Below are 24,989 nucleotides of genomic sequence, written 5' to 3' on the forward strand. Positions count from 1 at the left end.
TCAGAGCTTGACGATCATCTTCCCGGTGTTGTCGCCGCGCAGGACGCCGAGGAACGCCTCCAGGTTGTTCTCGATGCCCTCGACGACGGTCTCGCGGTACTTCAGCGCGCCCGAGGCCACCCAGGGGCCGACCTCCTGGACGAACTGGGGCTGGAGGTCGTAGTGGTCCCCGACCAGGAAGCCCTCGATGCGGCCGCGGGTCTGGATGAGGCGGGCCAGGTTCTTCGGGCCGGGGGCGGGCTCGGTGTTGTTGTAGACCGAGATCATTCCGCAGACGGCGATCCGGCCGTCCCGGTTGAGGGAGCCGATGGCGGCCTCCAGGTGGTCGCCGCCGACGTTGTCGAAGTAGACGTCGATCCCGTCCGGGGCGGCCTCGCGCAGCTGCTGGGCCACGGGGCCGCTCTTGTAGTTGAAGGCCGCGTCGAAGCCGTACTCCTCGACCAGGAGCTTGACCTTCTCGTCCGAGCCTGCCGAGCCGATGACCCGGGAGGCGCCCTTCAGCTTGGCGATCTGGCCGACCTGGCTGCCGACCGCGCCCGCCGCGCCGGAGACGAACACCGCGTCGCCCTCCTTGAAGGAGGCGGTGCGCAGCAGGCCCGCGTAGGCGGTGAGGCCGGTCATGCCGAGGACGCCGAGGTACGTGGAGAGCGGGGCGGTCTCGGGGTCGACCCTGACCGCCTGCTGGGCGTCGAAGGTCGCGTACTCGCGCCAGCCGCCGAAGTGCAGCACCCGGTCGCCGGTGGCGATGCCCTCGGCGTTCGAGGCGACGACCTCGCCGACCGCGCCGCCCTGCATCGCCTTGCCCAGCTCGAAGGGGGCCACGTACGACTTGGCGGCGCTCATCCGGCCCCGCATGTAGGGGTCGACGGACAGGTACTCGTTGCGCACCAGGACCTGGCCGGGACCGGGCTGCCGGATCTCCGCCTCGGCCAGCTCGAAGTCCTCGGGCTTCGGCCAGCCGACGGGGCGGCTGAGCAGACGCCATTCGCGGCCGGCGGAGGGGAGCGTGCGGGTGTCGTCGGACATGAGGGTGTGCGCCTTTCCTCGCTAATACTTCAGTACCTGAAACAACCATGCTCCTGGATATTTCAGACTGTCAAGTAACGGGTACCCTGAACGCCATGGCCACACCCGAGAAGACCCGTCGTCCCGACGCGCTGACCATGGAGGTCGTCGAGCTCATCGGTGACGTCGTGGCCCGGTTCCACGAGGACTACGAGGACGCCGCGGCCGGGCACGCGCTGACCGGCGCGCAGGCGCGGCTGCTCAGCCTGCTGTCGCTGGAGCCGCTGCCGATGCGGAAGCTGGCACAGCGGCTCAAGTGCGAGCCGTCGAACGTGACCGGGATAGTGGACCGGCTGGAGTCCCGGGGGCTGGTGGAGCGGCGGACGGCCCCCGCGGACCGGCGGGTGAAGCTGGCGGCGGCCACGGAGGAGGGGCGTCGGGTCGCCCGTGAGCTGCGGGAGGGCCTGCGGTTCGCGCGGGAGCCGCTCGCCGGACTGTCCCCCCAGGAGCGCGAGGCCCTGCGGGATCTGCTGCGGCGGATGCTCGGCTCCGAGAGCCGCGGCCTTCTCGGCTGACGGGTCTCCGGGGGGGGTGGCTGACCGGTCACCGGGCCGTACCGACTCGTCGGGTTTTCCGATTCGCGGGAGCGAACCAACTGCGCGCAGTGCTTGCGGGCACTGCTTGTGGGCGTGCCGGTGAGCAGCGCTTGTGTGGTGGTCACCCGCACCGCTGACGCGCAGCGCTTACGTGCACCACCACAGGAAGCGGTCGCAGGTCTGTGTCGGCTCGGGCTCAGGTTCCGGGTCCGGGTCCGGTTCCGGGTCCGCCGTGGTCGGGTCGGCGGTGGGGGCCGGCGCCTGACTGGGGCCCGATCCGTCGTCGGGGGCCGACGGGGAGGTGTCCGGGACGGTGCCGCCGGCCGTCGCCGACGGGGAGCCCTCGGCGGACGCGTCGGCACCCTCGCCCTCGTCCCCCTTGTCCGTCTTGTCGTCCTTCGTGGACTCGGAGGCCGAGGGGGACGCGGAGGCGTCCGGGGAGGACGGGTCCGACGCCCCCGTTCCGGCGCCCGGGTCCCGCAGCGGCTCCGCGGACCCGCCCGCCTCCGCGGAGGCCCCGCCCTCCGCCGACACGCCCCCGGCCGCCGCCGGTTTCGGGGTGGAACCCGGGGCGTCCATGCCGAGCTCCGCGAGGCTCAGCCCGCCGGCCGCCAGCACGAAGCCCGCGGTGACCAGCAGGACCCGGCGCCGACGACGCCGGTGGGCCGCGGCTTTGCGATCGCGGCGACTCGCACCGGCCGAAGGACCGTCCAGCTGCTCCTCCGCGTCACCCCCGTGGCGCCCGGCCTCGTCGAGGTCGTCGGGAGCCCCGGCCGCCCGGCCGTCGCGGCCGCGCGCCCGTCTCCGTTCCGCCCGGCCGCCGACCGGCTGCACGGCCCCGGAGCGGCCGACGGCCGTCCCGGTGTCCCCCGGGCCCTCGTCGCCGCCGCCGTCCCGGCTCTCGCCCCCGTAGGCGGCCGCGTGACCGTCCGCACGCGCGACGGCCGTGACCCCGCCGGCGCAGGAGTCCGCGCGGGTGTCACCCGCGGGCCCGCCGTCGTGGATCGGGTCGGCTCCGGCCCCATGACTCTGGTAGGCCCCGTATGGCTCGTATGCCTGGTATGTCTCGTGGACCCCGTCGATCTCGTGGGCTCCGGCGGCGTGGAGCTGATCGGCGGATGCGCCGCACCCGGGGCAGGCGAGGGCGCCGTTGAGGTGCCTGCGGCACGGGTGGCAGTAGTCCATGACGCGTGGAAGATTAGGTTCCTCTCAGGCGGCGTTCATAGTCAGTGCTGTGAAAGTTGTGTAGGGAAGCGGGTGCCCCGGTGGGGTCACTTGCGACGAGGGCGGACATCGCGCCGAAACCGCCCGTCGAAAGCGCTGTCGAAAGCGGTGTCGAAACCGTTATGTGCTGGACCCATTGACACTCCCCTCGCCCCGTCCTTACTGTCACGCCAGCATTTCGAACGTGTGACGAAATTTCGAACACACCGATCGAGCCGCCGAAGCAGACGAAAAGAAGACGACGCAGCAAGGGGCTACTGCCGTGCGCATCACCGGAATCAGCACACACGTGGTCGGGACGCCGTGGCGCAACCTGACGTACGTCCAGGTGCACACCGACGAAGGTCTCACGGGGGTCGGCGAGACCCGCATGCTGGGCCACACCGACGCGCTGATCGGATATCTGCGCGAGGCCGAGGCCAACCACATTCTGGGCTCCGACCCGTTCGCCACGGAAGACCTCGTGCGCCGGATGAAGTACGGCGACTACGGGCGGGCCGGCGAGATCGTGATGTCCGGCATCGCCGTCATCGAGATGGCCTGCTGGGACATCAAGGGCAAGGCCCTGGGCGTGCCGGTCTGGCAACTGCTCGGCGGCAAGGTCACCGACAAGGTCAAGGCGTACGCCAACGGCTGGTACACCACCGAGCGGACCCCGGAGGCCTACCACAAGGCCGCCCAGGGCGTCATGGAGCGCGGGTACAAGGCGCTCAAGATCGACCCCTTCGGCACCGGGCACTACGAGTTCGACCACCAGCAGAGCCTGTACGCCGTCTCCCTCATCGAGGCCGTACGCGACGCCATCGGGCCGGACGCCGAGCTGATGCTGGAGATGCACGGCCGCTTCTCCCCCGCCACCGCCGTCCGGCTGGCCAAGGACCTCGCGCCCTTCAAGCCCGCGTGGCTGGAGGAGCCGGTGCCGCCGGAGAACCTGAAGGCGCTGGAGAAGGTCGCCGCCAAGGTCGACATCCCGGTCGCCACCGGTGAGCGGATTCACGATCGCATCGAGTTCCGCGAGCTCTTCGAGAGCCAGGCCGTCGACATCATCCAGCCGGACGTCGGCCACATCGGCGGCATCTGGGAGACCCGCAAGCTGGCCGCCACCGCCGAGACCCACTACGTGCTGGTGGCCCCGCACAACGTGGGCGGCCCGGTGCTGACCGCCGCCTCCCTCCAGGTCGGCTTCACCTCGCCGAACTTCAAGATCCTGGAACACTTCAACGACTTCGCGGACGCGGAGATCAAGAAGGTCGTCAAGGGAGCGCCCGAGGTGATCGACGGCTACTTCCACCTGTCCGACGCGCCCGGTCTGGGTGTCGAGCTGGACGTCGACGCGGCCGCCGAGTTCCCGCAGCAGCAGGCCCGCTTCGACCTGTGGGCCGAGGGTTGGGAGCAGCGCAAGCCGAAAGGCCCCCAGCAGTGAGTGAGGCCGTCGTCATCGAGGCGCCGGGCGAGCACCGGCTGACCTCGCACGACCCCAGGCAGCCGGCGGCCGGGGAGGCGCTGGTGCGCGTCCACGCCGTCGGCATCTGCGGCAGCGACCGCGAGGTGTACCAGGGCAACCGGCCCGAGGGGTACGTCCGCTATCCGCTGACCCCCGGGCACGAGTGGTCCGGCACCGTCGAGGCCGTCGGCGCCGAGGTGCCCGCGTCGCTGGTCGGCCGCAAGGTCGTCGGTGAGGGCTTCCGCAACTGCCAGGTGTGCGACCGCTGCCACGCGGGCGAGACAACGTTGTGCACGGCGGGGTACGAGGAGACCGGGTTCACCCAGCCCGGGGCCATGGCGGCCACCCTCACCCTCCCGGCGCGCCTGCTGCACGTGCTGTCGGACGACGCCGACCTGACGGCGGCGGCCCTGCTCGAACCCGCGGCCTGTATCGCGGCCGCCGCGATGAAGGCGCGGGCGCTGCCCGGCGAGCGGGTGGCCGTGGTCGGCACCGGGACGCTCGGCATGTTCGCCGTGCAGTTCCTGAAGGCCGGCTCCCCGGCCGAGCTGCTGGTCGTCGGCACACGGGACGACCGCGAGGCGCTGTCCCGCCGGTACGGCGCCACCGACTTCCGGCTCAAGGACCAGGAGCTCCCCGACGACTTCGACGTCGTCATCGAGACCGCCGGGTCCGCGTCCGCCGCACGCACCGCCGCCGCCCTGCTCCGGCGCGGCGGACGCCTGGTCCTGACGGGCATCCCGGCGCCCCGCGCCGAGGGGCTCGACCCGACGGACCTGGTCGTCCGGCAGCTGGAGGTGCACACCGTCTTCGGAGCGCCGCCGGACGCCTGGGCACACACGGTGCGGGTGTTCGGGGCCGGTCTGCTCGATCCGCTGCCGCTGGTCACGCACGAGCTGCCGCTCGACCAGTTCCCGCACGCCATCGAGCTGGTGGGGTCCGGTGACCCGAAGGTCGGAAAGGTGCTGCTCCACCCCTAGACGTACGCCGGTACGGGAGCGACCTGACGGCCCCCGTACCGGCGTACTCCCATTCTCTCCGCACCCAGAGCCGCGAACCCCGCCCGACATACCGAACAGAAGGACAGCTAGTGACCGACGCTTCCGCCACGGCGGCCCGCAGGCCCGGTGAGCAGGCGCTCACCACTCTCGGCCTGGCCGCACCCGCACTCGATCCCGCCGACGCCTCGCCGCACACCTTCCCCGGCGGCGGCCGCTGGCGCACCGAGATTCCCTCCTGCGAGGGTCCCGAGGCGCTGGCCGTCGTCCTCAAGGAGGCCTCGCGCCTCGACGTGCCGATCCACCGGATCAGCCAGGGCAGCGGCGTGTGGATGCTGACCGACGCCGAGATCACCGAGATGGTCGACGCCACCGACGAGCGCGACATCGAGCTCTGCCTGTTCACCGGCCCCCGCGGCACCTGGGACATCGGCGGCTCGACCCGGACCGACTCGCGCGGCGGGGGCCTGCGGGCCCGCGGCCACGACGCGGTCGCCGGCTGCGTGGAGGACGCCGTGCGCGCCACGGAGCTGGGCGTCAAGTGCCTCCTGGTGGCCGACGAGGGCGTGCTGTGGACGCTGCACCGGGCGCGCCGCGCCGGGATCATCCCGGCCGACACCACCCTGAAGGTCTCGGCGCTGATCGGTCCGGTCAACCCGGCCGCGTACGCGGTCTACGAGAACCTCGGCGGCGACTCGATCAACGTGCCGAGCGACCTGACGCTCGATCACCTCACCGAGATCCGGCGACTGTCCGCCGCCCCCATGGACATGTACATCGAGGCTCCCGACGATCTCGGCGGGTATGTGCGGATGTACGAGGTCGCCGAGCTGATCCGGCGCGGCGCCCCGCTCTACCTGAAATTCGGCCTGTCCAAGGCCCCGGGGCTGTACCCGTACGGCCACCACCTGCGCGACGTGACCCTGAACTCGGCCCGGGAGCGGGTGCGGCGCGGCCGGCTCGCCCTGGACCTGCTGGCACGGCACGGAGCGGACGGCGACATGGCCCCGCTGGGCTCGCGGCTGCCCGGCGAACTGCGTCGATTCGAAACGCCCTCATAACGTTCCGGACAACGCCCCTTCACAAAAGGCCACGCAGCCACACACAATCGCACACACCTTCTCCTCGGTCTCATCCCGCACCCCGCCGGGCAGCGTCCCGCACCGTCAGACCGAGCCCCGCCCGAAACATCAAGGATGATGATCATGCGTACTCGCCGAGCCGCACTCGCCGCCGTAGCCGCCTCCGCCTCCCTCGCCCTCACCCTGTCCGCCTGCGGCCAGAGCAGCGAAGGCGGCAGCGAGGAGGGCTCCGGCAGCACCGAAGGCGCCACCATCGGCATCGCGATGCCCACCAAGTCCTCCGAGCGCTGGATCGCGGACGGCAACAACGTCAAGAAGGACCTGGAGTCCAAGGGCTACAAGACCAAGCTGGTCTACGGCGAGGACGACCCGGACCAGCAGGTCTCGCAGATCGAGAACCTGATCACGCAGGGCGTCAAGGCGCTGATCGTCGCGGCCATCGACAACAAGTCGATGAACAACGTGCTCCAGCAGGCCAAGGACGCCGACATCCCGGTGATCTCCTACGACCGCCTGATCCTCGGCACCGAGAACGTCGACTACTACGCCTCCTTCGACAACGAGAAGGTCGGCGAGCTCCAGGGCAACTACATCGTCGAGAAGCTCGGCCTGAAGGACGGCTCCAAGAAGGGCCCGTTCAACATCGAGCTCTTCGCCGGCTCGAACGACGACAACAACACCCGCTACTTCTTCCAGGGCGCGATGAACGTCCTGCAGCCCTACATCGACAAGAAGCAGCTCGTCGTCCGCTCCGGCCAGACCAAGCTGACCCAGGTCACCACCCTGCGCTGGGACGGCGGCACCGCCCAGAAGCGCATGGACGACATCCTGACCTCGGCCTACAAGAGCGAGCGGGTCGACGCGGTCCTGTCGCCCTACGACGGCATCTCCATCGGCATCCTCTCCGCGCTGAAGTCGGACGACTACGGCTCCAAGAGCAAGCCGCTGCCGGTCGTCACCGGCCAGGACGCCGAGGTCGCCTCGGTGAAGTCGATCATCTCGGGCCAGCAGTCGATGACCGTCTACAAGGACACCCGCGAGCTCGCCAAGGTGTCCTCGAACATGGTCGACGCGCTGCTCAAGGACAAGAAGCCCGAGACCAACGACACCAAGACGTACGACAACGGCTCGAAGGTCGTCCCGGCCTACCTGCTGGAGCCGGTCGCCGTCGACAAGGCCAACTACCAGACGGTCGTCGTCGACTCCGGCTACATCAAGGAAAGCGACCTGAAGTAACCGCCACCCCCTAGTGATTGGAAGGCACGACCATGGCGGGACCCGTCCTGGAAATGCGCTCGATCGTCAAGACCTTTCCCGGCGTAAAAGCGCTGTCGGACGTCACACTGACCGTCCAGCAGGGCGAGGTCCATGCCATCTGCGGGGAGAACGGTGCCGGCAAGTCGACCTTGATGAAGGTCCTCTCCGGCGTCCACCCGCACGGCACGTACGAGGGCGAGATCCTCTTCGAGGGAGAGGTCTGCGAGTTCAAGGACATCCGGGCCAGTGAGCATCACGGCATCGTGATCATTCACCAGGAGCTGGCCCTGGTGCCCTATCTGTCTCTCGCGGAGAACATCTTCCTCGGCAACGAGCACGCCAAGCGCGGGCTCATCAACTGGAACGACACCCTCAAGCACGCCAGCGAACTGCTGCGCCGGGTCGGTCTCTCCGACCACCCGGAGACTCGCGTCGCCGACATCGGCGTGGGCAAGCAGCAGCTCGTGGAGATCGCCAAGGCGCTGTCCAAGAAGGTGAAGCTGCTCATCCTGGACGAGCCGACCGCGGCCCTGAACGACGAGGACAGCGGCAAGCTCCTGGACCTCATCCTGGAGCTGAAGACGCAGGGCATCACCTCGATCATCATCTCCCACAAGCTGAACGAGATCCGCAAGGTCGCCGACTCGGTGACGATCCTGCGGGACGGGCGCACCATCGAGACGCTCGACGTGAAGGCCGCGGAGACGACCGAGGACCGGATCATCAGCGGAATGGTCGGCCGCGACCTGGAGCACCGCTTCCCGGAGCGTTCCCCGCACGAGCCGGAGGAGGGCCAGGCGCCCGCCCTGGAGGTCCGCAACTGGACCGTGCACCACCCGATCGACCAGCAGCGCAAGGTGGTCGACGACGTGTCCCTGTCCGTGCGGCGGGGCGAGATCGTCGGCATCGCGGGTCTGATGGGCGCCGGCCGCACCGAACTCGCGATGAGCGTCTTCGGGCGGACGTACGGCCGGTACGCGGGCGGCCAGGTCTTCAAGGACGGCACGGAGATCCGTACCAAGTCCGTCCCGGAGGCGGTCAAGCACGGCATCGCGTACGTCACCGAGGACCGCAAGCACTACGGCCTCAACCTCATCGACACCATCGGGCGGAACATCTCGCTCAGCGCGCTGGGCAAGGTCTCCAAGCGCGGACTGGTGGACGAGCACGAGGAGCGGCAGGTCGCCGAGGGCTTCCGCAAGTCCATGAACATCAAGGCGCCGACCGTCTTCGAGCCGGTGGGCAAGCTGTCCGGCGGCAACCAGCAGAAGGTCGTCCTCAGCAAGTGGATCTTCGCGGGTCCGGACGTGCTGATCCTGGACGAGCCGACCCGTGGCATCGATGTCGGCGCCAAGTACGAGATCTACACGGTCATCGACCAGCTGGCCGCGCAGGGCAAGGCGGTCGTCTTCATCTCCTCCGAACTGCCGGAGCTGCTGGGCATGTGCGACCGCATCTACACGATGGCCGCGGGGCGGCTGACCGGTGAGTTCTCGCGGGCCGAGGCCTCGCAGGAATCACTGATGCGTCAGATGACAAAGGACAAAGAGGTAACCCGATGAGCACGGACGTGACCGCCAAGACGCCGGCCCCCGCGCCGCCCGGCAAGGGCGGTTCGGCAACCGGTGACAGCCTGCTGCAGCTGATACTGGACGGCATGCGCCGCAACATGCGGCAGTACGGCATGCTGTTCGCCCTCGGCCTGATCGTGGTGCTGTTCGCCGTATGGACCAACGGTGACCTGCTGCTGCCGCGCAACGTCTCCAACCTGGTGCTGCAGAACAGCTACATCCTGATCCTCGCGATCGGCATGATGCTCGTCATCATCGCGGGCCACATCGACCTGTCGGTCGGCTCGCTGACGGCGTTCGTGGGCGCGGTGGGAGCCGTGCTGATGGTCAGCCACGACATCGCCTGGCCCATCGCCCTGGTGATGTGCCTGGCCATCGGAGCGGCGGCCGGTGCCACCCAGGGATATCTCATCGCGTATCTCGGCATCCCGTCGTTCATCGTGACGCTGGCGGGCATGCTGACCTTCCGCGGGCTCACGGAGATCTTCCTGGAGGGCCAGACGATCGGCCCGTTCCCGGAGGGTCTGCAGAAGGTCGCCAACAGCTTCCTGCCCGAGGTCGGCCCGGACACCAACTACCACAACCTCACCCTGCTGCTCGGTCTCGCGGTGATCGTGTTCGTGGTGCTCCAGGAGCTCCGCGACCGCAAGCGGCAGCAGGAGTTCGCCCTCGAGGTCCCGCCCGCCAAGCTCTTCGCGCTCAAGCTCGTCGCGCTGGTGGCCGCCGTCCTCACCGTCACGATGCTGCTCGCCAGCTACAAGGGCGCCCCGATCGTGCTGCTGATCCTCGGCATCCTGGTCGTCGGCTTCGGCTACCTCATGCGCAACGCGATCATCGGCCGGCACATCTACGCGATCGGCGGCAACCTGCCCGCGGCCAAGCTGTCGGGCGTCAAGGACAAGAAGGTCACCTTCCTTGTCTTCCTGAACATGGGCATGCTCGCGGCCCTGGCGGGTCTGGTCTTCGCCGCCCGCTTCAACGCGGCCTCGCCCAAGGCCGGCCTCAACTTCGAGCTGGAGGCCATCGCGGCCGCCTTCATCGGCGGCGCGTCGATGAGCGGCGGTGTCGGTACCGTCCTCGGCGCGATCATCGGTGGTGTGGTCCTGGGCGTGCTGAACAACGGCATGAACCTGGTCGGCATCGGCACCGACTGGCAGCAGGTCATCAAGGGCCTGGTACTGCTGGCGGCGGTCGGTTTCGACGTGTGGAACAAGCGCAAGGTCGGTTCGTAAGTCGGCTGGGCCCCGCCGCGAGGCGGGGCCCTTCTCTCTTTCCATTGCAGGAGTCGCACATGGAACTGAGCAGACGTACCGTCATCGCCGGGGCCACGGCCGCCGGCGTCGCCGCCGCGACCGCCGGTGGCACGGCCCACGCCACAGGAGGCAGAAAGCCGGTGAAGTCACTCTTCGGCAAGCTCGCCGACGGCACCAAGGTCCACAGCTGGGCACTGGAGAACGGCGGCACCCGCCTGAAGGTCCTCTCCTACGGCGGCATCGTCCAGTCCCTGGAGATCCCGGACCGCAAGGGCCGCTACGCCAACGTCTCCCTGGGCTTCGGAACCCTCGAGGACTACGTCGCCAACTCCCCGTACTTCGGCGCGCTGATCGGCCGGTACGGCAACCGCATCGCCAAGGGCAGGTTCACCCTCGACGGCAAGAGCCACCAGGTCAGCGTCAACGACGGCGACAACAGCCTGCACGGCGGCGCGCAGGGCTTCGACAAGCGCGTCTGGAACGTCGCGCCGTTCACCAAGGGCTCCGACGTCGGCCTGTACCTGCACTACACCAGCGTCGACGGCGAGATGGGCTACCCCGGCACGCTCAGGACGAAGGTGACGTACACCCTCACCCGGCAGGGCGACTGGCGCGTCGACTACGAGGCCACCACCGACAAGACCACCGTCGTCAACCTCACCAGTCACGTCTACTGGAACCTGGCCGGCGAGAGCAGCGGCACCGTCTACGACCACCGGCTGAAGATCGCCGCGTCCCGCTACACGCCGGTCGACTCGGGCCTGATCCCCACGGGGAAGCTGGCGAAGGTCACGGGCACCCCCTTCGACTTCCGCGGGACCAAGGCCGTCGGCGAGGACATCCGGGTCGCCCACCGGCAACTGCTGTACGGCAAGGGCTTCGACCACAACTGGGTCCTCGACAAGGGCATCACGCGCAAGCCCGAGCACGTCGCGACGCTGAAGGACCCGTCCTCCGGGCGGACGTTGAAGATCGCGACGACCGAGCCGGGGCTCCAGTTCTACTCGGGCAACTTCCTGGACGGCACCCTCGTCGGCACGGGGGGCGGCATCTACCGGCAGGGCGACGCCCTCTGCCTGGAGACACAGCACTTCCCGGACTCGCCGAACCAGCCGTCGTTCCCCTCCACACTGCTGCGACCTGGGCAGACGTACCGGACGACGACGGTGCACTCGTTCCGCTCGTGACACCGCTCCACAGGTGGCGCACAAGTTCCTACCCGTTTCTGAGCGGTTGAACAGCGTCACCGCAGCCTCCGTAAGTAAGGGTGGCCCGTGCTCCCCCGCACGGGCCACCCAGACGACGGGCCCGGTCGTCCCCACCCGGGCCCGCCCCACTCGGAGGCTCCCTTGGCTGACAACGTCACCTCGCTGTTCCGCAGCACCGCGGCGCACAGCCCGTCGATGGCGGCGTTGACGCGGGAGGGCGGCGAAGGCGCCGGTCCGGTGGACTTCTGCATTCCCTGCAATCCGTACTTCCCGACACCGGCCATGTTCGAGGAGATGGCCGGCCGGCTCCGGGACATCATCACGTACTACCCGAGCAGCGCCGACACCATCACGGCCGAGCTGTGCAGCCTGCTGCAACTCCCCCCGCAATGCGTGGCGATGGGCAACGGCTCGACCGAACTGATCACCTGGATCGACCATCTGCTGGTGCGCGAGTCCCTCGCCATCCCCGTGCCCACCTTCGGCCGCTGGACCGACCAGCCGATGGAGACCGGCAAGCGGGTCGACATGTTTCCGCTCCAGGAGTCCAGCGGCTTCGCCCTGGACCTCGCGCAGTACGCCGAGTTCATCCGGGCGCGCGGCACCCGGGTGGCGGTGATCTGCAACCCGAACAACCCTGACGGCGGCTTCCTGCACAAGCACGCCATCGTGCAGTTCATGGACGCGATGGCGGACCTGGACCTGGTCATCGTCGACGAGTCGTTCCTGGAGTTCGCGGACGCCGAGGTCGAACCCAGCGTCGTCCAGGAGGCGATGCTGCGGCCGAACGTGATCGTGCTGCGCAGCCTCGGCAAGAACTTCGGCCTGCACGGCATACGGTTCGGCTACCTGGTCGCCAACCCGTCCCTGGCCGGCCGTATCCGCTCGATGCTGCCCAAGTGGAACCTCAACTCCTTCGCCGAGCACGTGGTCTTCATCCTCAAGCAGCACGGCGCCGAGTACGCGCAGAGCCTCCAGCAGGTCCGCCGCGACCGGCTGGACATGGCCGGCCAGCTCGCGTCCCTGCCCGGGCTGACGGTCTACCCGTCGCAGGGCAACTTCCTCTTCGTACGCCTGCCCGTGGGCGCCGAAGGCACCGTGGTCCGGGACCGGATGCTCACCGAGCACCGGATCCTCGTCCGCGAGTGCGGCAACAAGATCGGCTCCTCCAGCCGCTTCCTGAGACTCGTGGTGCGCCCCCAGGTGGACGTGCGTCGCCTGGTGTCCGGCCTGGAACAGGTGCTCTACGGGACCAGGAGGGGAGCCGCCGTGCCCGAGCTGGCTACAGGGACCAGCTACAGCTCGGGCACGGCGGCAGTCGACCGGTTGGTCGGCGCCACCAACGGCGCCGGGATGCAGGGCCTTGCCGCTCAGGCCATGGCCGCCCCCGCGCCGGGGCTCGCAGTGGCCCCGGCGGCCTCGACGGCCGGCGGCGGTATGCCGATGCCCGCGGCGGCCCACATGGGCCGGCCGGGTCAGACCGGCGGGGCCGGGATGCCGATGCCGGCGGTGGCCCAGGCAGCCCCACAGCCGTTCGGCGTCCCGGCTCAGCCTCCCAGGCCCGCTCCGGCGCCCATGCCCACGCCCATGCCGGCGCCCATGCCCACGCCCCCGCAGATGCCCACCCCGGTACCGGCGGCGGCCGCCGCCCCGATGACCGGCCCGACCCCGCCGGGCGTCCCGGCCCGCGGTGGTCTCACCGCCGCCCAGGTCCGCGGCATGACCGCGCCGGCCCCGGTGCCGGACCTGGAGGCGGCCCCGGCCACCGGCTGGCCCAACGCCCAGAGCTGGCCCAACGCGGCGGGGATGGGGCAGGTCGGCTGACCCCGCCTACACCGGGTTCAGCCTCCACTGCTGGCAGGTGTTGTTCAGCCAGGACCACTGGCGTACGTCGGCCGCGTCCGCGGTGGAGCAGTTCGCGACGTCGGCGACCTTGCCGGTGGCCTGGTTGACGATCCTGACGTAGCCGCTGTCGGTGGCGACGAACCGGAACCGCTGGCAGGTGTTGTTCAGCCAGGACCACTGGCGCAGGTCGGCACCGTCGGCGGAGGAGCAGTCGGCGGTGTCGAGCACCTTGCCGGTCGCCACGTTCACCAGCCGGCTGGTGTCGTCGCCCTGGTCCTCGATCCGCCACCGCTGGTTGGTGCCGCCACCGCAGCCGTACTGCTGCACATTGGCCCCGTCGGCCGTCGAACTCCCGGCGACCTCAAGGCACTTGCCGCTGTTGCGGTTGCTGATGGTGTACGTCGTCGAGGCGGCGGACGGCTCACCGGACGGACCCGTCAGGCCCGCCCCGAGCCTGACGGGCGTACCGAAGTTCGCCGTGCCGTCGGAGTTCCAGGTGAGCTTCTGGGCCCGTGCCGTGCGCCCGTTGTCGCAGCCCTCGGAGGCGGCGTCGTTGGCGTGGTAGACGATCCAGTCCTCGGTGCCGTCGGGGGACTTGAAGTGGCCGTGGTGACCGGGGCCGTAGACGGCGTTCGCGTCGTTGCGCTGGAACACCGGCGTGGACTTCTTCGTCCAGGAGGACGCGGACAGCGGATCGGACCCGGTGAGGGTGAGCTGGCCGAGTTTGTAGTCGGGGGTCCAGCAGCCGCTCGCCGAGTAGATGAGGAACGTCCGCCCGCCGCGCTGGAGGATCTCCGGCCCCTCGTTCACCGGGGCGCCGGACGTCTCCCAGGAGTTGGTCGGCGTGGAGATTGTGGAGAAGCCGGTGGCGAGGGTGTAGGGGTTGGACATCCGGGCGGCGACGAGGTTCTGTGTGCCGCCCCCGCTCGCGCTGCCGAACAGGTACAGCTGCCCGTTGATCGTGGCGACCGTCGGGTCCAGCATCCAGGAGGAGTTGAGCTGGTTCCGGTACGTGTACGGGCCCATCGGATCCGAGCCCGCGCTCTCCACGACGTGGGTGCGCTGGGTCGGGTTGTAGTCGGAGACGTTCTGCCCGGCGACGTAGTACAGGTACCAGCGGCCGTTGAGGAAGTGGAGCTCGGGCGCCCAGGTGTTGAAGCCCGGGGACGCGGCGTCGCCCTTCCACACCTGGACGCTGGGCGCGGTGGCCAGCCCGGCCAGGGTGGCGGACTTGCGCATGGTGATCACGTCGGTCCAACTCGTCGTCACCATGTAGTAGTTGCCGTTGTAGAACGAGATCCAGGGGTCGGCGCCCTTCTGCGCCTTGACCGGGTTGGCGAACGAGGCGGCGCTCGCGGAGGGCTGCCCGATCGAGAGGGCCAGCAGCAGCGCTGCCAGCAGGGTCAGTATGCGACGGGCCATCCGCTGCTCCAGTTCAGAAGGTTCACGCCCAGCTTGGGCGTGCCGTTGTCGTTGCCGTCGTAGTAGTGGTAGACGATCAGGTCGCCGTCGGCGTCCTTCATGACCGACTGGCCGCCGGGTCCGATGACGCTGCCGTGCGACTCCAGGACCGGCGTGCCCCCGTTGTTCATCATCGAGACGCCGTTCCGGTCGTAGTACGGCCCGGTGACGCCGGTGGCGCGGCCGACCTTGACCTTGTACGTCGAACCGGTGCCGGCGCAGCAGGTGTCGTACGAGGCGAAGAGGTAGTAGTAGTTCCCCCGCTTGACGATGTACGGGGCCTCGACCGCCTTGGTACCGGTGGGCCGGGAGGCGAGGGAGTAGCGGGTGGTGTTGGTGGAGAGCTGCTTGCCGGTGGCGGGGTTGAGCTGGATCATCTTCAGCCCGGTCCACCAACTGCCGAACGAGAGCCACCACTTGCCGTCGCCGTCGACGAACAGGTTCGGGTCGATGGCGTTGTAATCGCTGGAGGTGGTGGAGGTGTGGACGGTGCCCTGGTCGGTCCAGGAGCCGGGCAGTCCGGTGCTCGAGGTCGCCAGTCCGATGGCGGACCTGTTCGACCCGAAGGTCGAGACGGCGTAGTACATCAGGTACTTGCCGCCCTGGTAGGAGATGTCGGGCGCCCATGCCTCGGTGGCGTACGCCGACCACCAGCCCGGCTTGGCGGAGAAGGCGTCGGCTCCGGCGGTGAACGCGGTCCGGTCGGTGGACGTCCGGTACCCGAGACCGCCGCCGGTGCCGTACAGCAGGTAGCGGCCGGCCGGGGTGCGGATCATCGTCGGGTCGTGCACGACGACGGCACCGGTGACCCGGCCGGGCTGGGGATACGCGGACGCCGAACTCGGTATCAGGGCGAGCAGGACGGCGGCGGGGACGGCGAGGAGGGCGGTTCTCCTGCGCGCGGTGCCGGCGGGACGGTGGGCGCTGCGGGTGCTGGAGGTGCTGGTGCGGCTCACACGTGCCTCCTGAGCATGTGGGGGGGAGATCCTGAGCATGTGGGGGGAGATGTGAAGGAAGGGAGAGTGTTCGACACTTCGAACATCGATCGCCTTTTCGGACGAACGGAACGTAGAATCGAATCACTCACGCGTCAATGGTTCGCGCACGGAAGAACGGCGACGCCCCGTCCCCGCCGTTGTGGCGGGGACGGGGCGTCGCCGTTCTTCCGGATCAGCCGTTCGGGCCGAAGTCGGCGTCCAGGCGTTCCCGCCAGCCGGCGTCCGCGAGGCCCGCGCCGACCAGGACGTCCCGCCAGTCCTCCTTGGCGAGCTGGACGGCGTCGAGGAGGCGGTCCACCCGGCCACGTCCGCACAGGAGGGTGGCCGCGGCGATCCGTTCCTTGTCCTCCGCGTCGCCCCGGTCGGTCAGGTGGTTCACGAGGCCTGCCAGCAGTTCTCCCACCACCTGGCCGTCCCGGCCGGGAAAGTCCTCGGCGATTCGCCGCTCGACGCGCGTCGTCAGCACCATTCACACTCCTTTACACCCTTTGTCCTGCCACGCTACATCGGGTGACCCTCGCGCCGAAGCCGTGAGACATGCGTCGGCCGCGCCGATGCCGGGGCCCCGGTCGAGGACGGTGGTGACGCTCCGCCGGATGCGCACGACGAGGGACTCCCAGGGATACGCCGCCTCACCATCGGGCGGCTGTGGACGGATCCCGGGTGCGCGTCGCCTTGATCGCCCGTCTCCCGGTCCTCGGCTCCGGCCGCCTGGCAGACTCACCCCATGCATGCCGTACGCCGTCCGCTGGGGCACCGGCCCCCGCCCCGCTGAACAGCCGTCGCACATGGACTCACGCGAGACCGCCGGTGCGGTGGTCACCGGACGGGCGAACCGTCTCGTGAACCTCGGCTGCCTGACCATGCTGATCGCGCTGATCATCCCTTCCGGCGTCGTCGCCTCCTGGTTGTGGTATCGGCTCTGGCATGACGGGAACGTCAACAGCGAGCGCACGGAGAAGGCATGGGCGTCGGTCCTGGAGCAGGCCCGTGCCACGGCGGACGACACGGCGCGGGCACTCGGCAGAAGCGGCGCCGCCGATGCGGACGCACTCACCCGCGTGATCTGGCAGCACTCCGAAGCCCCTGTGATCAGCTACGACGCATCCCGTCGCGAGTTCACCGCCACGGCCCCGGCATCCGTCCAGTACGACGGAAAGGCCATAGTCCCCGGTGGCGGGGCCCTGCGGGCGACCCGGTGTTTCGTCTTCACCTACACCCAACGCCCCGGGCAGGCGTGGGCGTCGACAGTTTCCGAGCGGGAGGACGACGTGTGCCGCCCGAGCACTCAGATCGGCGGCCAGGTTCGTCTGGCGCTGACGCGCTTCTCGAGCCTGTACGCCGAGGACTTGACGCGCGCCGGGGTGCAGGATGCCCTCGACCCCACCGGACGGCGTTCCTTCGACGTCAAGGACGTGGTCCACGAGGGGCACACGGTATCCGCCTCCGTCCTCGTCTCGAACTCGGAGGCGGCAGTCGACCAGTGCTACCGCTTCACCCGGCCAGTCCCCGGCGACGACGGCCAAGGTTCCGCCGCAGCGGTTCCGGCGTCCTCGTGCTGACCGTGCGGCCACCCGGACCCGGCGAGACCGATCCCAGCGGCACCTTCCGTCCGGCAGCAACGGCCACTTCGCCCCGTGGGTCTCAGGCGACGTGTTCCCACTCGTCCTGGTGGGGATCCTCGTCGTCGGTGGGTGGGTCGTCGATCGTCTTCTCCCGGGCTCGCAGCAGTGCCCAGGCGAGGGCGGAGGCGCAGGTGAGGATCCAGGGCGCGGGCCAGGTGTAGGGCCACCAGGGGGCGCGGGGGTCGAGCAGGACGTCGGCGGCGGCCAGTGCCATGGCGGTGGCGAGGCTCCAGCACAGCAGGCGGCCGGCGCACTGGACGGCGCGGGCGGGGCGGCCGGGCGTAGTGCGGCGTGCGCTGTGCGCGCGGCACAAGGGCGTGGGTCTGCCCGGTTCGGTCATCGCGGGAAGGTCCTCTGCTCGGAGCGGCGGCCGCCGCGGATGCGGTCGGGCTCGCCGGACGCCGTAAGTGTGCATTCGGTGAAGAGCCGCGCACAGGGGCGTTCTTGGGGCGGACGTGGCCTACGAGACAACTTCCCACGCGGGGCGTATCCGTATGAACCAGGACGCAGCACCCCTTCAGTGAAGGTCGGGGTGGCAGTCGAGCGGACTGAACTTGTCTTGAAACCGGCGGGTGGAAGCCGGACAGAGGGCGGAAGCCCGGCCGGGGAAGCGCTTTCAGTCAAGCCGCCCGTCATATTCAGGGCCGGAAGTGAGCATTCCTCAGGTTTCCAGAGGTGGTTCGCCTCCTCTTGCCCCGATATGGGGCCGGGAAGAGGTAGGGCCGATTCCGGCCCGTATCGGAACGGAGTTGAGGGGCATGCCGTGCCGCTTTAGGTGCTTCTTGTGACAGCTTGCGCGTCGTCTGTGACCGCTGGGGTCACGGTTTCCGACTTCCACCGGACTGTTCAGTTTCTCCGACGCCCTCGACGCAGGAGAGAAGATCTTCAGCGCTGCCACTGGCTGTCTGGCCGGTATCGGTGCCGCTGGTGAAACGGGCATCCCCGAGAGTCACAACGGCTACAAACAGAAACAACAAAATAGAAGAGCGCGGCTTTCGGTTGACAGTCCTTGACGGAATGTCACCCGAAAGCCGCGAGTGCTCGCCGTCTCACGCGTCACGAACATATCCCGAAGAGAAGACACGCAACGGAACAAAGGAGGATGCTATGCCGATCAGCCCAGCCAAGAAGCTGACTTGGTTCGTGGTCACAGGGACGGCGTTCGGATTGCTTTGAGTTTTCCTGGGCGCTCGGAGTCAGAACTACATGCTCCCAGGAGCCGGGGTGCTGGCGACTGCCGGTGGATTCGCTCTCATCCTGATGGCGTTCGTTCGCCAGAATTCGAGAAGGTGAGAGGTAGCCGCATATCCGTTGTGCTTCAACCGGTCCCAGCGTCGACAAGGACGGTCGACCAGTCGTTCCAGTGTTCAGTGCGCATCCGGGTACGAGCAGCCGGGCGAGGGGACCCGCAGGGCCCGTGACTCGCCCTCTCCCCGGTCGCCGGGGGCGAGTTCGTGTCACGGGCCCCGTGCGACTACGACTCCGGGCACTCCTTCCACGCCATGTGGTACACCGTGCTGATCTCCCCGTCGGTCGAGTCCATCGTCATGAAGCTGACCTTGCCGGGCGACTGGGTCCCGGCACTCACGCGCAACTCCGTGTTGATGTTGAAGTTGCGCTGGACTCCGCAGGGGGCCCAGACCAGTTGGGCCCAGTCCGTGCTGTCGGTGGCCTGCCAGTTGTCGTTGTAGGGGCCGGCGAAGGGGTGGTTGCGGAACGCCGTGTTCGATGAGCCCTGGAAGTAGTACGAGGCTCTCTGCGTGCCGCTCGCGCCGGGCTGGAGGGCGGCGAAGCCGCGGTAGTCGGCGCTGGCGATGGCGTACGTGAAGCCCTGGGGGACGTGGACGATCAGGTTGAGCTGGCAGTTCCTGCGGAACGCGGTGGGGTCGGAGCCGCCGCCGGCCTGCGCGAGGTAGTCGCTGTACGTCACGGTGAAGGCGGTGTTGTCCTCCGAGACGGCGACCGCGGCCGTGCCCTGCGGGCAGCCGGAGCCGTTCACGGTGGCGACCTTGATGACGATCCTGTCCGGGGGCGGGTCCTCGAACCCGTCGGACGGGCCCTGCGCGGGCAGTGCGGTGGTGAGCAGAGCGGCGATCGCGCCGCTCAGCAGGAGTCCGCCGGCCATGGTCTCTCCCAGGGGTTGGGGGGTGGAGGCCCCAAGTCCGTGAGGAATCGATGAAGTTCCTGTGAAGACCGAGGGCGCTCGCATCGTAGGAAGACCCGCACGAGACGGTCAGCGCGAACTCAAGCCATTCACAGCCGCACATTTCACAGGGTTCCGGCACCCACCGGTGTCCGGGATCCGCACGACGGCGTGCTCGCCGTGCGGCGCGGTGAGCCGGACGGTCTGCCCCTCCTGGCGAAGCCGGCCTCTCGTGACCGGAACCACGTGGTCCCGGATGAGGGCGTCCAGCGGGTTCATCGCCCGGGCTCCCTCAGGGGTTCTCCCAGGCCTCCGGTTCCGCCGCCAGCCGCCGGACCGGTTCGGGCAGGACGCCCGTGGCGATGTCCGCGACCGTGACACCCTCCAGGATGCGGCGCACGTTGGCCCGCAGCGCGATCCACAGCGGCAGCAGGGGCTGGGCCGATCCGGTGTACGCCAGACCCGTGGGGCGCTCGCCCCGTACCGACACGATGGGCCCGTCGACCGCCCGGATGACGTCCGCGACCGTGATCGCCGAGGCCTCGCGGGCCAGCCGGTAGCCGCCGCCCCCGCCGCGCCGGCTGTCGACGACGCCGGCCCGCCGCAGATCGCCGAGGATCCCCTCCAGAAACTTGTGCGGAATGTCCTGCTCAGTGGCGATGGTCTCCGCCTTCACCGGTCCGCCGCCCTGCCGTACGGCGAGTTCCAGCACCGCCCGTACCGCGTAGTCCGCCCGCGCAGAGATCCTCATATGACAATTGTGGGGGGTCCGACCGTACAGAATGACCCAGCACCCACGGTCGCGGACGATCAGGCACAACAGGAGGCGCTCCCTTGGGGCTCAGCAGACGGACATTCAGCGTCCTCGCCGGTACGACGGTGCTCGGCTTCACGCTGGGCGGCAGCGGCGGAACCCCGACCGGCGCCTCCTCGTCCCGCGGGGTGCCCACCGGGCCCGCGCCGGCCCCGCCGGCGGCCGACGGGCGCGCGCACACGGTCGGCTTCGACCGGTACTCGCTGCTGGTCGACGGCCGGCGGCTGGTCCTGTGGTCGGGCGAGACGCACCCGTTCCGGCTGCCCAGTCCGTCGCTGTGGCGGGACGTGCTGCAGAAGATGCGCGCGTACGGTCACAACGCGGTCAGTGTCCGCGTCGCCTGGAACTACCACTCCCCCGCGCCCGGCCGGTACGACTTCACGGGCGTCCGCGACCTGGACCTGTTCCTGCGGACGGCCGCCGAGACCGGCCTGTACGTGATCGTGCGCCCGGGCCCGTACATCGGCGCGGACGTCGACGGCGGCGGCCTCCCGGGCTGGCTGACGGCCACCGAGGGCCGGGCCCGCACCGTGGACCCGGCCTATCTGAAGCACGCCGACGAGTGGCTGACCGAGGTGAACGCGATCGTCGCCCGGCACCTGTTCACCCGCGGCACCGGCACGGTCCTGCTCTACCAGCTCGAGCACGAGCACGAGCACGAGCACGAGCACGAGCAGGGGAACGGGAACGGGAACGACGCCCGCGTCACCGGGCCGGCCGGCCGCGACTACCTGTCCCACCTGCACCGGAAGGCGCGCGCCGACGGCATCGACGTTCCGCTGTTCCACAGCGACAGCAGCGGGAACGTCCACTGGGCCGGCGGGGCCACGGCCGGCCGCGCAGCGAGGGCGCCCCGGTTCGTGCCGGAGGCCGGCGGGGGCCGGTCCGACGGGTGGGGCGGGTCCGGGTCAGGGGGCAAGGGGTACGCGGAGTCCCGGCGCACCCACGACGCGGCGTACGAGCGGCGGTCCTGCCTGACCGGCCTCGCCCACGGCGCCAGCCTGCACAACGTGTACCTGACCTTCGGCGGCACCTCCTGGGGCTGGCTGCCCGCGCCGGCCGTCTACACGTCGTACGACTACGGGGCGGCCTTCGACGAGGCGCGCAACGCCACCGCCAAGCTGGCCCCGACGCACCAGCTCGGGCATCTGCTTTGCCGCCAGCCCGACTTCGCCCGGCTGAGGCCGGCGGCGGCGGTGAAGCCCGCCGACGACCGGCTCAGGGCGTACCACCTGACCAACCCGGACACCGGCGCCCAGGTGTACGTCCTGCGCAACGACAGCGGCGAGCGGGTCTCCACGACGCTGCCCGGCACCGACTTCGACGTGCCGGTGGCCGTCCCGGCGCGGGACGCCCGCCTGCTGGCGACCGGCATGGCCCTGGGCCGTCGGAAGCTGCGGTTCTCCACCGTGCAGCCCATGTTCTGCCTCACCGCCGGGCGGCAGGACATCGCCGTGTTCGCCGGGCCGTACGGCGAGATGGCGCACGTCGTGCTGGACTGCCCGGAGGAACCGACGACGACCCGGCTGGACGCCGAGGGGGCGTGGGTGTACGACCGCGGTCTGCTGCGGGTCACCGCCCCGCTCGGCGTCGGCGGCCTGACCCGCGTCAAGGTCGAGGGCGGCGGGCACGACCGGCCGCTGCTGCTGTTCTTCGCCGACGACGCGACCTCCCTGCGGCTGTGGCCGTACGACACCCCGTCGGGTCCGGTGCTGGTGTACGGACCGGCGATGGTGCGTGACGTGACGCTGCGCGGCGGCACGGTGCGGCTGACCGGCGACACGGTCGCGGAGACCGGACTGGAGGTGTGGGGGCCGCCCGGGATCACCGAGGTGACCTGGAACGACGGCCCGGTGCGGACCCGGCCCAGCGCCACCGGCAGCCTGCTGGCCGAGCACCCCCTGCCCGGGGTGCGGCCGGTGCGTCTGCCCGCGCTGGACGGCGGCTGGCGGCGGCGGACGGAGAACCCGGAGTCGGCGCCCGGCTTCGACGACGCCGCGTGGACCGTCGCCGACCGGACGACGTCGTACAGCGTCACGCCGGTGCCCGAGGGACAGCCCGTGCTGTTCGCGGACGACTACGGCTTCCACTACGGGGACGTCTGGTACCGGGGCCGTTTCACCGGCGCCGTCACCTCGGTGTCCCTCGCCTACCGCACGGGCACGCAGGGCCTGCTGATGGCCTGGCTGGACGGCGAGCCGCTGGGCACGCACCGGATGCCGGTGCCGGCCGACGGCACGGCGACGCGGGGCAGTTGGGCGGCGACGGCCACGTTCGCGCTGCCGGAGGGACCGCGGGGGAAGCCGCGTGACGCGGGCGGCGCGCACGTCCTGTCCGTCCTCGTCCGGCGGATGCAGCACGACCAGGACGGCGCGGCACGCGACAGCCACAAGGTGGCCCGCGGGCTGACGGCGGTCACCTTCGGGGGCGCCGGCCCGAAGGTGACCTGGCGTCTGCAGGGCGCGGCGGCTCCCGACCCCGTGCGCGGGCCGCTGAACAACGGCGGCCTGTTCGGGGAGCGGGAGGGCTGGCATCTGCCGGGCTACGAGGACGGCGACTGGGAAACGGCGGACCTCCCGCGCGCCGACCGGCGCCAGGGGGTCACCTGGTACCGGACCGCGTTCCGGCTCGCCGTCGACGCGGGCACCGACGCCTCGGTCGGGCTCACCCTCGACGACGACCCGTCCCGCGCCTACCGCGTGCAGATCTTCCTCAACGGCTGGAACCTGGGCCAGTACGTCAACGACGTGGGCCCGCAGCACACCTTCGTCCTGCCGAACGGGATCCTGCGCACTCGTGGCTCCAACACCCTCGCCCTGGCGGTGCTGTCCGACGGAACCACACCGTCGGGGCCGGGCCGGGTGCGGCTGACGCTGCTGGGCGCGGCGGCCGGCGGAGTGCCGGTCACCCCGGTCGGCTCCCCCGGCCGCTGATCCCCCGGCGTCACGCCAGCCGGATCACGTTCCAGGACAGCGGCTCCAGGACGGCGGTCAGGGTGCCGTCCGTCAGCGTGGTGCCCTCGACCGGGTGCGGGGTGACCCGGTCGGGGGCGTCGAGGGTGTTGCGGGCGTCCGGGTCGGCGTCCGCGAGGGCGCTGTGCTCGACGACCGAGGACAGGCCGAGACCGGTGAGCGCGACCTCCAGCGGGAGGGCGTCGGCGCGGCCGCGGTTGACGGCGAAGACGGTGACCGTGCCGTCCTCGGCGCGTACGGCGGTGGCGTGCAGCAGGGGGGTCTCGCCGTACTTCCGCGTCTGGTACGTCGGGGAGTCGACGCGGACGTCGAGGACCTGGCCGCGCCCGTGTGCGGAGGCCTGCGCGAACGGGAAGAACGTCGTCTGGCGCCAGGCCGGGCCGCCCGGCTCGGTCATGATCGGGGCGATGACGTTGACCAGCTGGGCGAGGCAGGCGACGGTGACGCGGTCGGCGTGCCGGAGCAGCGCGATCAGCAGCGAGCCGAAGACGACGGCGTCGGTGACGCTGTAGTTGTCCTCCAGGAGGCGGGGGGCCTCGGGCCAGTCGTCCTGCTGGAACGTCTTGGCGTGCTCCTCCCACTCGGGCAGGTACCAGACGTTCCACTCGTCGAAGGAGAGGTTGATCTTCTTCTTCGATTTGAGCCGCGCTCCCACGTGGTCGGCGGTCGCGACGACGTTGTCGATGAAGGACTCCATGTCGACGGCGGAGGCGAGGAAGGAGTCGACGTCACCGTCCTCGGGCCAGTAGTAGGCGTGCAGGGAGATGTAGTCGACGAGGTCGTACGTCTCCTTGAGGACCGTCGCCTCCCACTCGGCGAACGTCGGCATGCTCTGGCTGGAGGAGCCGCAGGCGACCAGTTCGACGGCCGGGTCGAGCTGGCGCATCGCGCGGGCCGTCTCGGCGGCGACACGGCCGTACTCCTCGGCCGTCTTGTGGCCGGTCTGCCAGGGACCGTCCATCTCGTTGCCGAGGCACCAGAGCCGGATGCCGAAGGGGTCCTTGTCGCCGTGGGCGATGCGCTGCTCCGCGAGTGCGGTGCCGGAGGCGTGGTTGGCGTACTCCTGGAGTTCCAGGGCCTCGGCGACTCCGCGGGTGCCGAGGTTGACCGCCATCATGGGCTCCGCCTGGGGACCGACCTTGCGGAGGAAGGCGATGTACTCGGAGAGGCCGAAGCGGTTGGTCTCCGTGGAGTGCCAGGCCAGGTCGAGGCGGCGGGGGCGGTCCTCGGCCGGGCCGACCGAGTCCTCCCACTTGTAGCCGGAGACGAAGTTGCCGCCGGGGTAGCGGATGGCTGTCGTGCCGAGTTCGCGGACCAGGTCCAGGACGTCGGTGCGGATGCCGTCCTCGTCGGCGGAGGGGTGGCCCGGTTCGAAGATGCCGGTGTAGACGCAGCGGCCGAGGTGTTCGACGAAGGATCCGAAGAGGCGTGGGTTCACTTCGCCGACGGTGAAGGCGGGGTCGAGGGTGAAGCGGGCGGTGTGCATGTGCGCC

Annotated in this window: 20 protein-coding genes; 11 read left to right on the top strand and 9 right to left on the bottom strand. The window is 70.0% G+C overall.

Annotated features, from left to right (window positions below; all coding sequences use genetic code 11):
• A complete protein-coding gene (locus tag QQS16_RS14955) occupies positions 1 to 1,026 on the bottom strand; it encodes an NADP-dependent oxidoreductase (protein WP_286062161.1) in 1,026 nt (341 codons plus the stop codon).
• A gap of 95 nt (positions 1,027 to 1,121) precedes the next feature.
• Between QQS16_RS14955 and QQS16_RS14960 the strand changes: the two genes are divergently transcribed.
• Positions 1,122 to 1,580, top strand: a complete 459-nt coding sequence (locus QQS16_RS14960; RefSeq protein ID WP_286062162.1) for a MarR family winged helix-turn-helix transcriptional regulator — start codon at positions 1,122 to 1,124, stop codon at positions 1,578 to 1,580.
• Between the two features lie 168 nt (positions 1,581 to 1,748).
• On the opposite strand, the gene QQS16_RS14965 is transcribed toward QQS16_RS14960, so the two are convergent.
• Positions 1,749 to 2,786, bottom strand: a complete 1,038-nt coding sequence (locus QQS16_RS14965) for an SCO2400 family protein (RefSeq protein WP_286062164.1) — start codon at positions 2,784 to 2,786, stop codon at positions 1,749 to 1,751.
• 301 nt (positions 2,787 to 3,087) lie between these two features.
• On the opposite strand from QQS16_RS14965, the gene QQS16_RS14970 reads away from it, so the two are divergent.
• The 8 genes from QQS16_RS14970 (at position 3,088) to QQS16_RS15005 (ending at position 13,462) form a co-directional block, all read left to right on the top strand.
• Positions 3,088 to 4,248 (top strand): mandelate racemase/muconate lactonizing enzyme family protein, encoded by a 1,161-nt coding sequence (locus QQS16_RS14970; RefSeq protein ID WP_286062166.1) that lies wholly within the window; start codon positions 3,088 to 3,090, stop codon positions 4,246 to 4,248.
• Positions 4,245 to 5,249 (top strand): zinc-dependent alcohol dehydrogenase, encoded by a 1,005-nt coding sequence (locus tag QQS16_RS14975; RefSeq protein ID WP_286062167.1) that lies wholly within the window; start codon positions 4,245 to 4,247, stop codon positions 5,247 to 5,249. Before QQS16_RS14970 ends, QQS16_RS14975 begins: the two co-directional genes overlap by 4 nt.
• A gap of 110 nt (positions 5,250 to 5,359) precedes the next feature.
• The gene (locus tag QQS16_RS14980; RefSeq protein ID WP_286062168.1) at positions 5,360 to 6,328 is read left to right on the top strand and encodes a hypothetical protein; all 969 of its coding nucleotides are present in this window, start codon (positions 5,360 to 5,362) and stop codon (positions 6,326 to 6,328) included.
• A gap of 144 nt (positions 6,329 to 6,472) precedes the next feature.
• A complete protein-coding gene (chvE, locus tag QQS16_RS14985) occupies positions 6,473 to 7,585 on the top strand; it encodes a multiple monosaccharide ABC transporter substrate-binding protein (protein ID WP_353479671.1) in 1,113 nt (370 codons plus the stop codon).
• 32 nt (positions 7,586 to 7,617) lie between these two features.
• Positions 7,618 to 9,168, top strand: coding sequence for a multiple monosaccharide ABC transporter ATP-binding protein (gene mmsA / locus QQS16_RS14990; protein ID WP_286062170.1), 1,551 nt, complete (start codon positions 7,618 to 7,620; stop codon positions 9,166 to 9,168).
• A complete protein-coding gene (mmsB, locus tag QQS16_RS14995; protein WP_286062171.1) occupies positions 9,165 to 10,409 on the top strand; it encodes a multiple monosaccharide ABC transporter permease in 1,245 nt (414 codons plus the stop codon). The genes mmsA and mmsB overlap by 4 nt, the downstream gene beginning before the upstream one ends.
• A 59-nt stretch (positions 10,410 to 10,468) precedes the next feature.
• Entirely contained in the window at positions 10,469 to 11,617 is a 1,149-nt protein-coding gene (locus QQS16_RS15000) for an aldose epimerase family protein (protein WP_286062172.1), read from the top strand.
• Between the two features lie 162 nt (positions 11,618 to 11,779).
• Positions 11,780 to 13,462 (top strand): pyridoxal phosphate-dependent aminotransferase, encoded by a 1,683-nt coding sequence (locus QQS16_RS15005; RefSeq protein WP_286062173.1) that lies wholly within the window; start codon positions 11,780 to 11,782, stop codon positions 13,460 to 13,462.
• 6 nt (positions 13,463 to 13,468) lie between these two features.
• Here the strand turns inward: QQS16_RS15005 and QQS16_RS15010 are convergent, their stop codons facing one another.
• The 3 genes from QQS16_RS15010 to QQS16_RS15020 form a co-directional block, all read right to left on the bottom strand.
• Positions 13,469 to 14,905 (bottom strand): family 43 glycosylhydrolase, encoded by a 1,437-nt coding sequence (locus QQS16_RS15010; protein WP_286062174.1) that lies wholly within the window; start codon positions 14,903 to 14,905, stop codon positions 13,469 to 13,471.
• The gene (locus tag QQS16_RS15015) at positions 14,887 to 15,900 is read right to left on the bottom strand and encodes an arabinan endo-1,5-alpha-L-arabinosidase (protein ID WP_286062175.1); all 1,014 of its coding nucleotides are present in this window, start codon (positions 15,898 to 15,900) and stop codon (positions 14,887 to 14,889) included. Before QQS16_RS15015 ends, QQS16_RS15010 begins: the two co-directional genes overlap by 19 nt.
• 214 nt (positions 15,901 to 16,114) lie before the next feature.
• Entirely contained in the window at positions 16,115 to 16,411 is a 297-nt protein-coding gene (locus QQS16_RS15020; RefSeq protein ID WP_286062176.1) for a hypothetical protein, read from the bottom strand.
• A gap of 262 nt (positions 16,412 to 16,673) precedes the next feature.
• Between QQS16_RS15020 and QQS16_RS15025 the strand changes: the two genes are divergently transcribed.
• On the top strand, positions 16,674 to 17,504 hold the full coding sequence (locus QQS16_RS15025; protein ID WP_286062177.1) for a hypothetical protein: 831 nt from the start codon (positions 16,674 to 16,676) through the stop codon (positions 17,502 to 17,504).
• Between the two features lie 82 nt (positions 17,505 to 17,586).
• Here the strand turns inward: QQS16_RS15025 and QQS16_RS15030 are convergent, their stop codons facing one another.
• From QQS16_RS15030 to QQS16_RS15040, 3 genes are all read right to left on the bottom strand, one after another.
• Positions 17,587 to 17,907 (bottom strand): hypothetical protein, encoded by a 321-nt coding sequence (locus QQS16_RS15030; protein ID WP_286062178.1) that lies wholly within the window; start codon positions 17,905 to 17,907, stop codon positions 17,587 to 17,589.
• Positions 17,908 to 19,041: 1,134 nt separating this feature from the next.
• The gene (locus QQS16_RS15035) at positions 19,042 to 19,692 is read right to left on the bottom strand and encodes a DUF4360 domain-containing protein (RefSeq protein WP_286062179.1); all 651 of its coding nucleotides are present in this window, start codon (positions 19,690 to 19,692) and stop codon (positions 19,042 to 19,044) included.
• A 310-nt stretch (positions 19,693 to 20,002) separates the two neighbouring features.
• Positions 20,003 to 20,461 (bottom strand): RrF2 family transcriptional regulator, encoded by a 459-nt coding sequence (locus tag QQS16_RS15040; RefSeq protein ID WP_286062180.1) that lies wholly within the window; start codon positions 20,459 to 20,461, stop codon positions 20,003 to 20,005.
• An 83-nt stretch (positions 20,462 to 20,544) separates the two neighbouring features.
• Between QQS16_RS15040 and QQS16_RS15045 the strand changes: the two genes are divergently transcribed.
• On the top strand, positions 20,545 to 23,457 hold the full coding sequence (locus QQS16_RS15045; protein WP_286062181.1) for a beta-galactosidase: 2,913 nt from the start codon (positions 20,545 to 20,547) through the stop codon (positions 23,455 to 23,457).
• A gap of 10 nt (positions 23,458 to 23,467) precedes the next feature.
• Here the strand turns inward: QQS16_RS15045 and arfA are convergent, their stop codons facing one another.
• Positions 23,468 to 24,982 carry an arabinosylfuranosidase ArfA gene (arfA, locus tag QQS16_RS15050; RefSeq protein WP_286062182.1) on the bottom strand — a complete coding sequence of 505 codons (1,515 nt, stop codon included), beginning with the start codon at positions 24,980 to 24,982 and terminating at the stop codon, positions 23,468 to 23,470.
• Positions 24,983 to 24,989: the final 7 nt, after the last annotated feature.

Source organism: Streptomyces sp. ALI-76-A, from assembly GCF_030287445.1.
GTDB lineage: Bacteria > Actinomycetota > Actinomycetes > Streptomycetales > Streptomycetaceae > Streptomyces.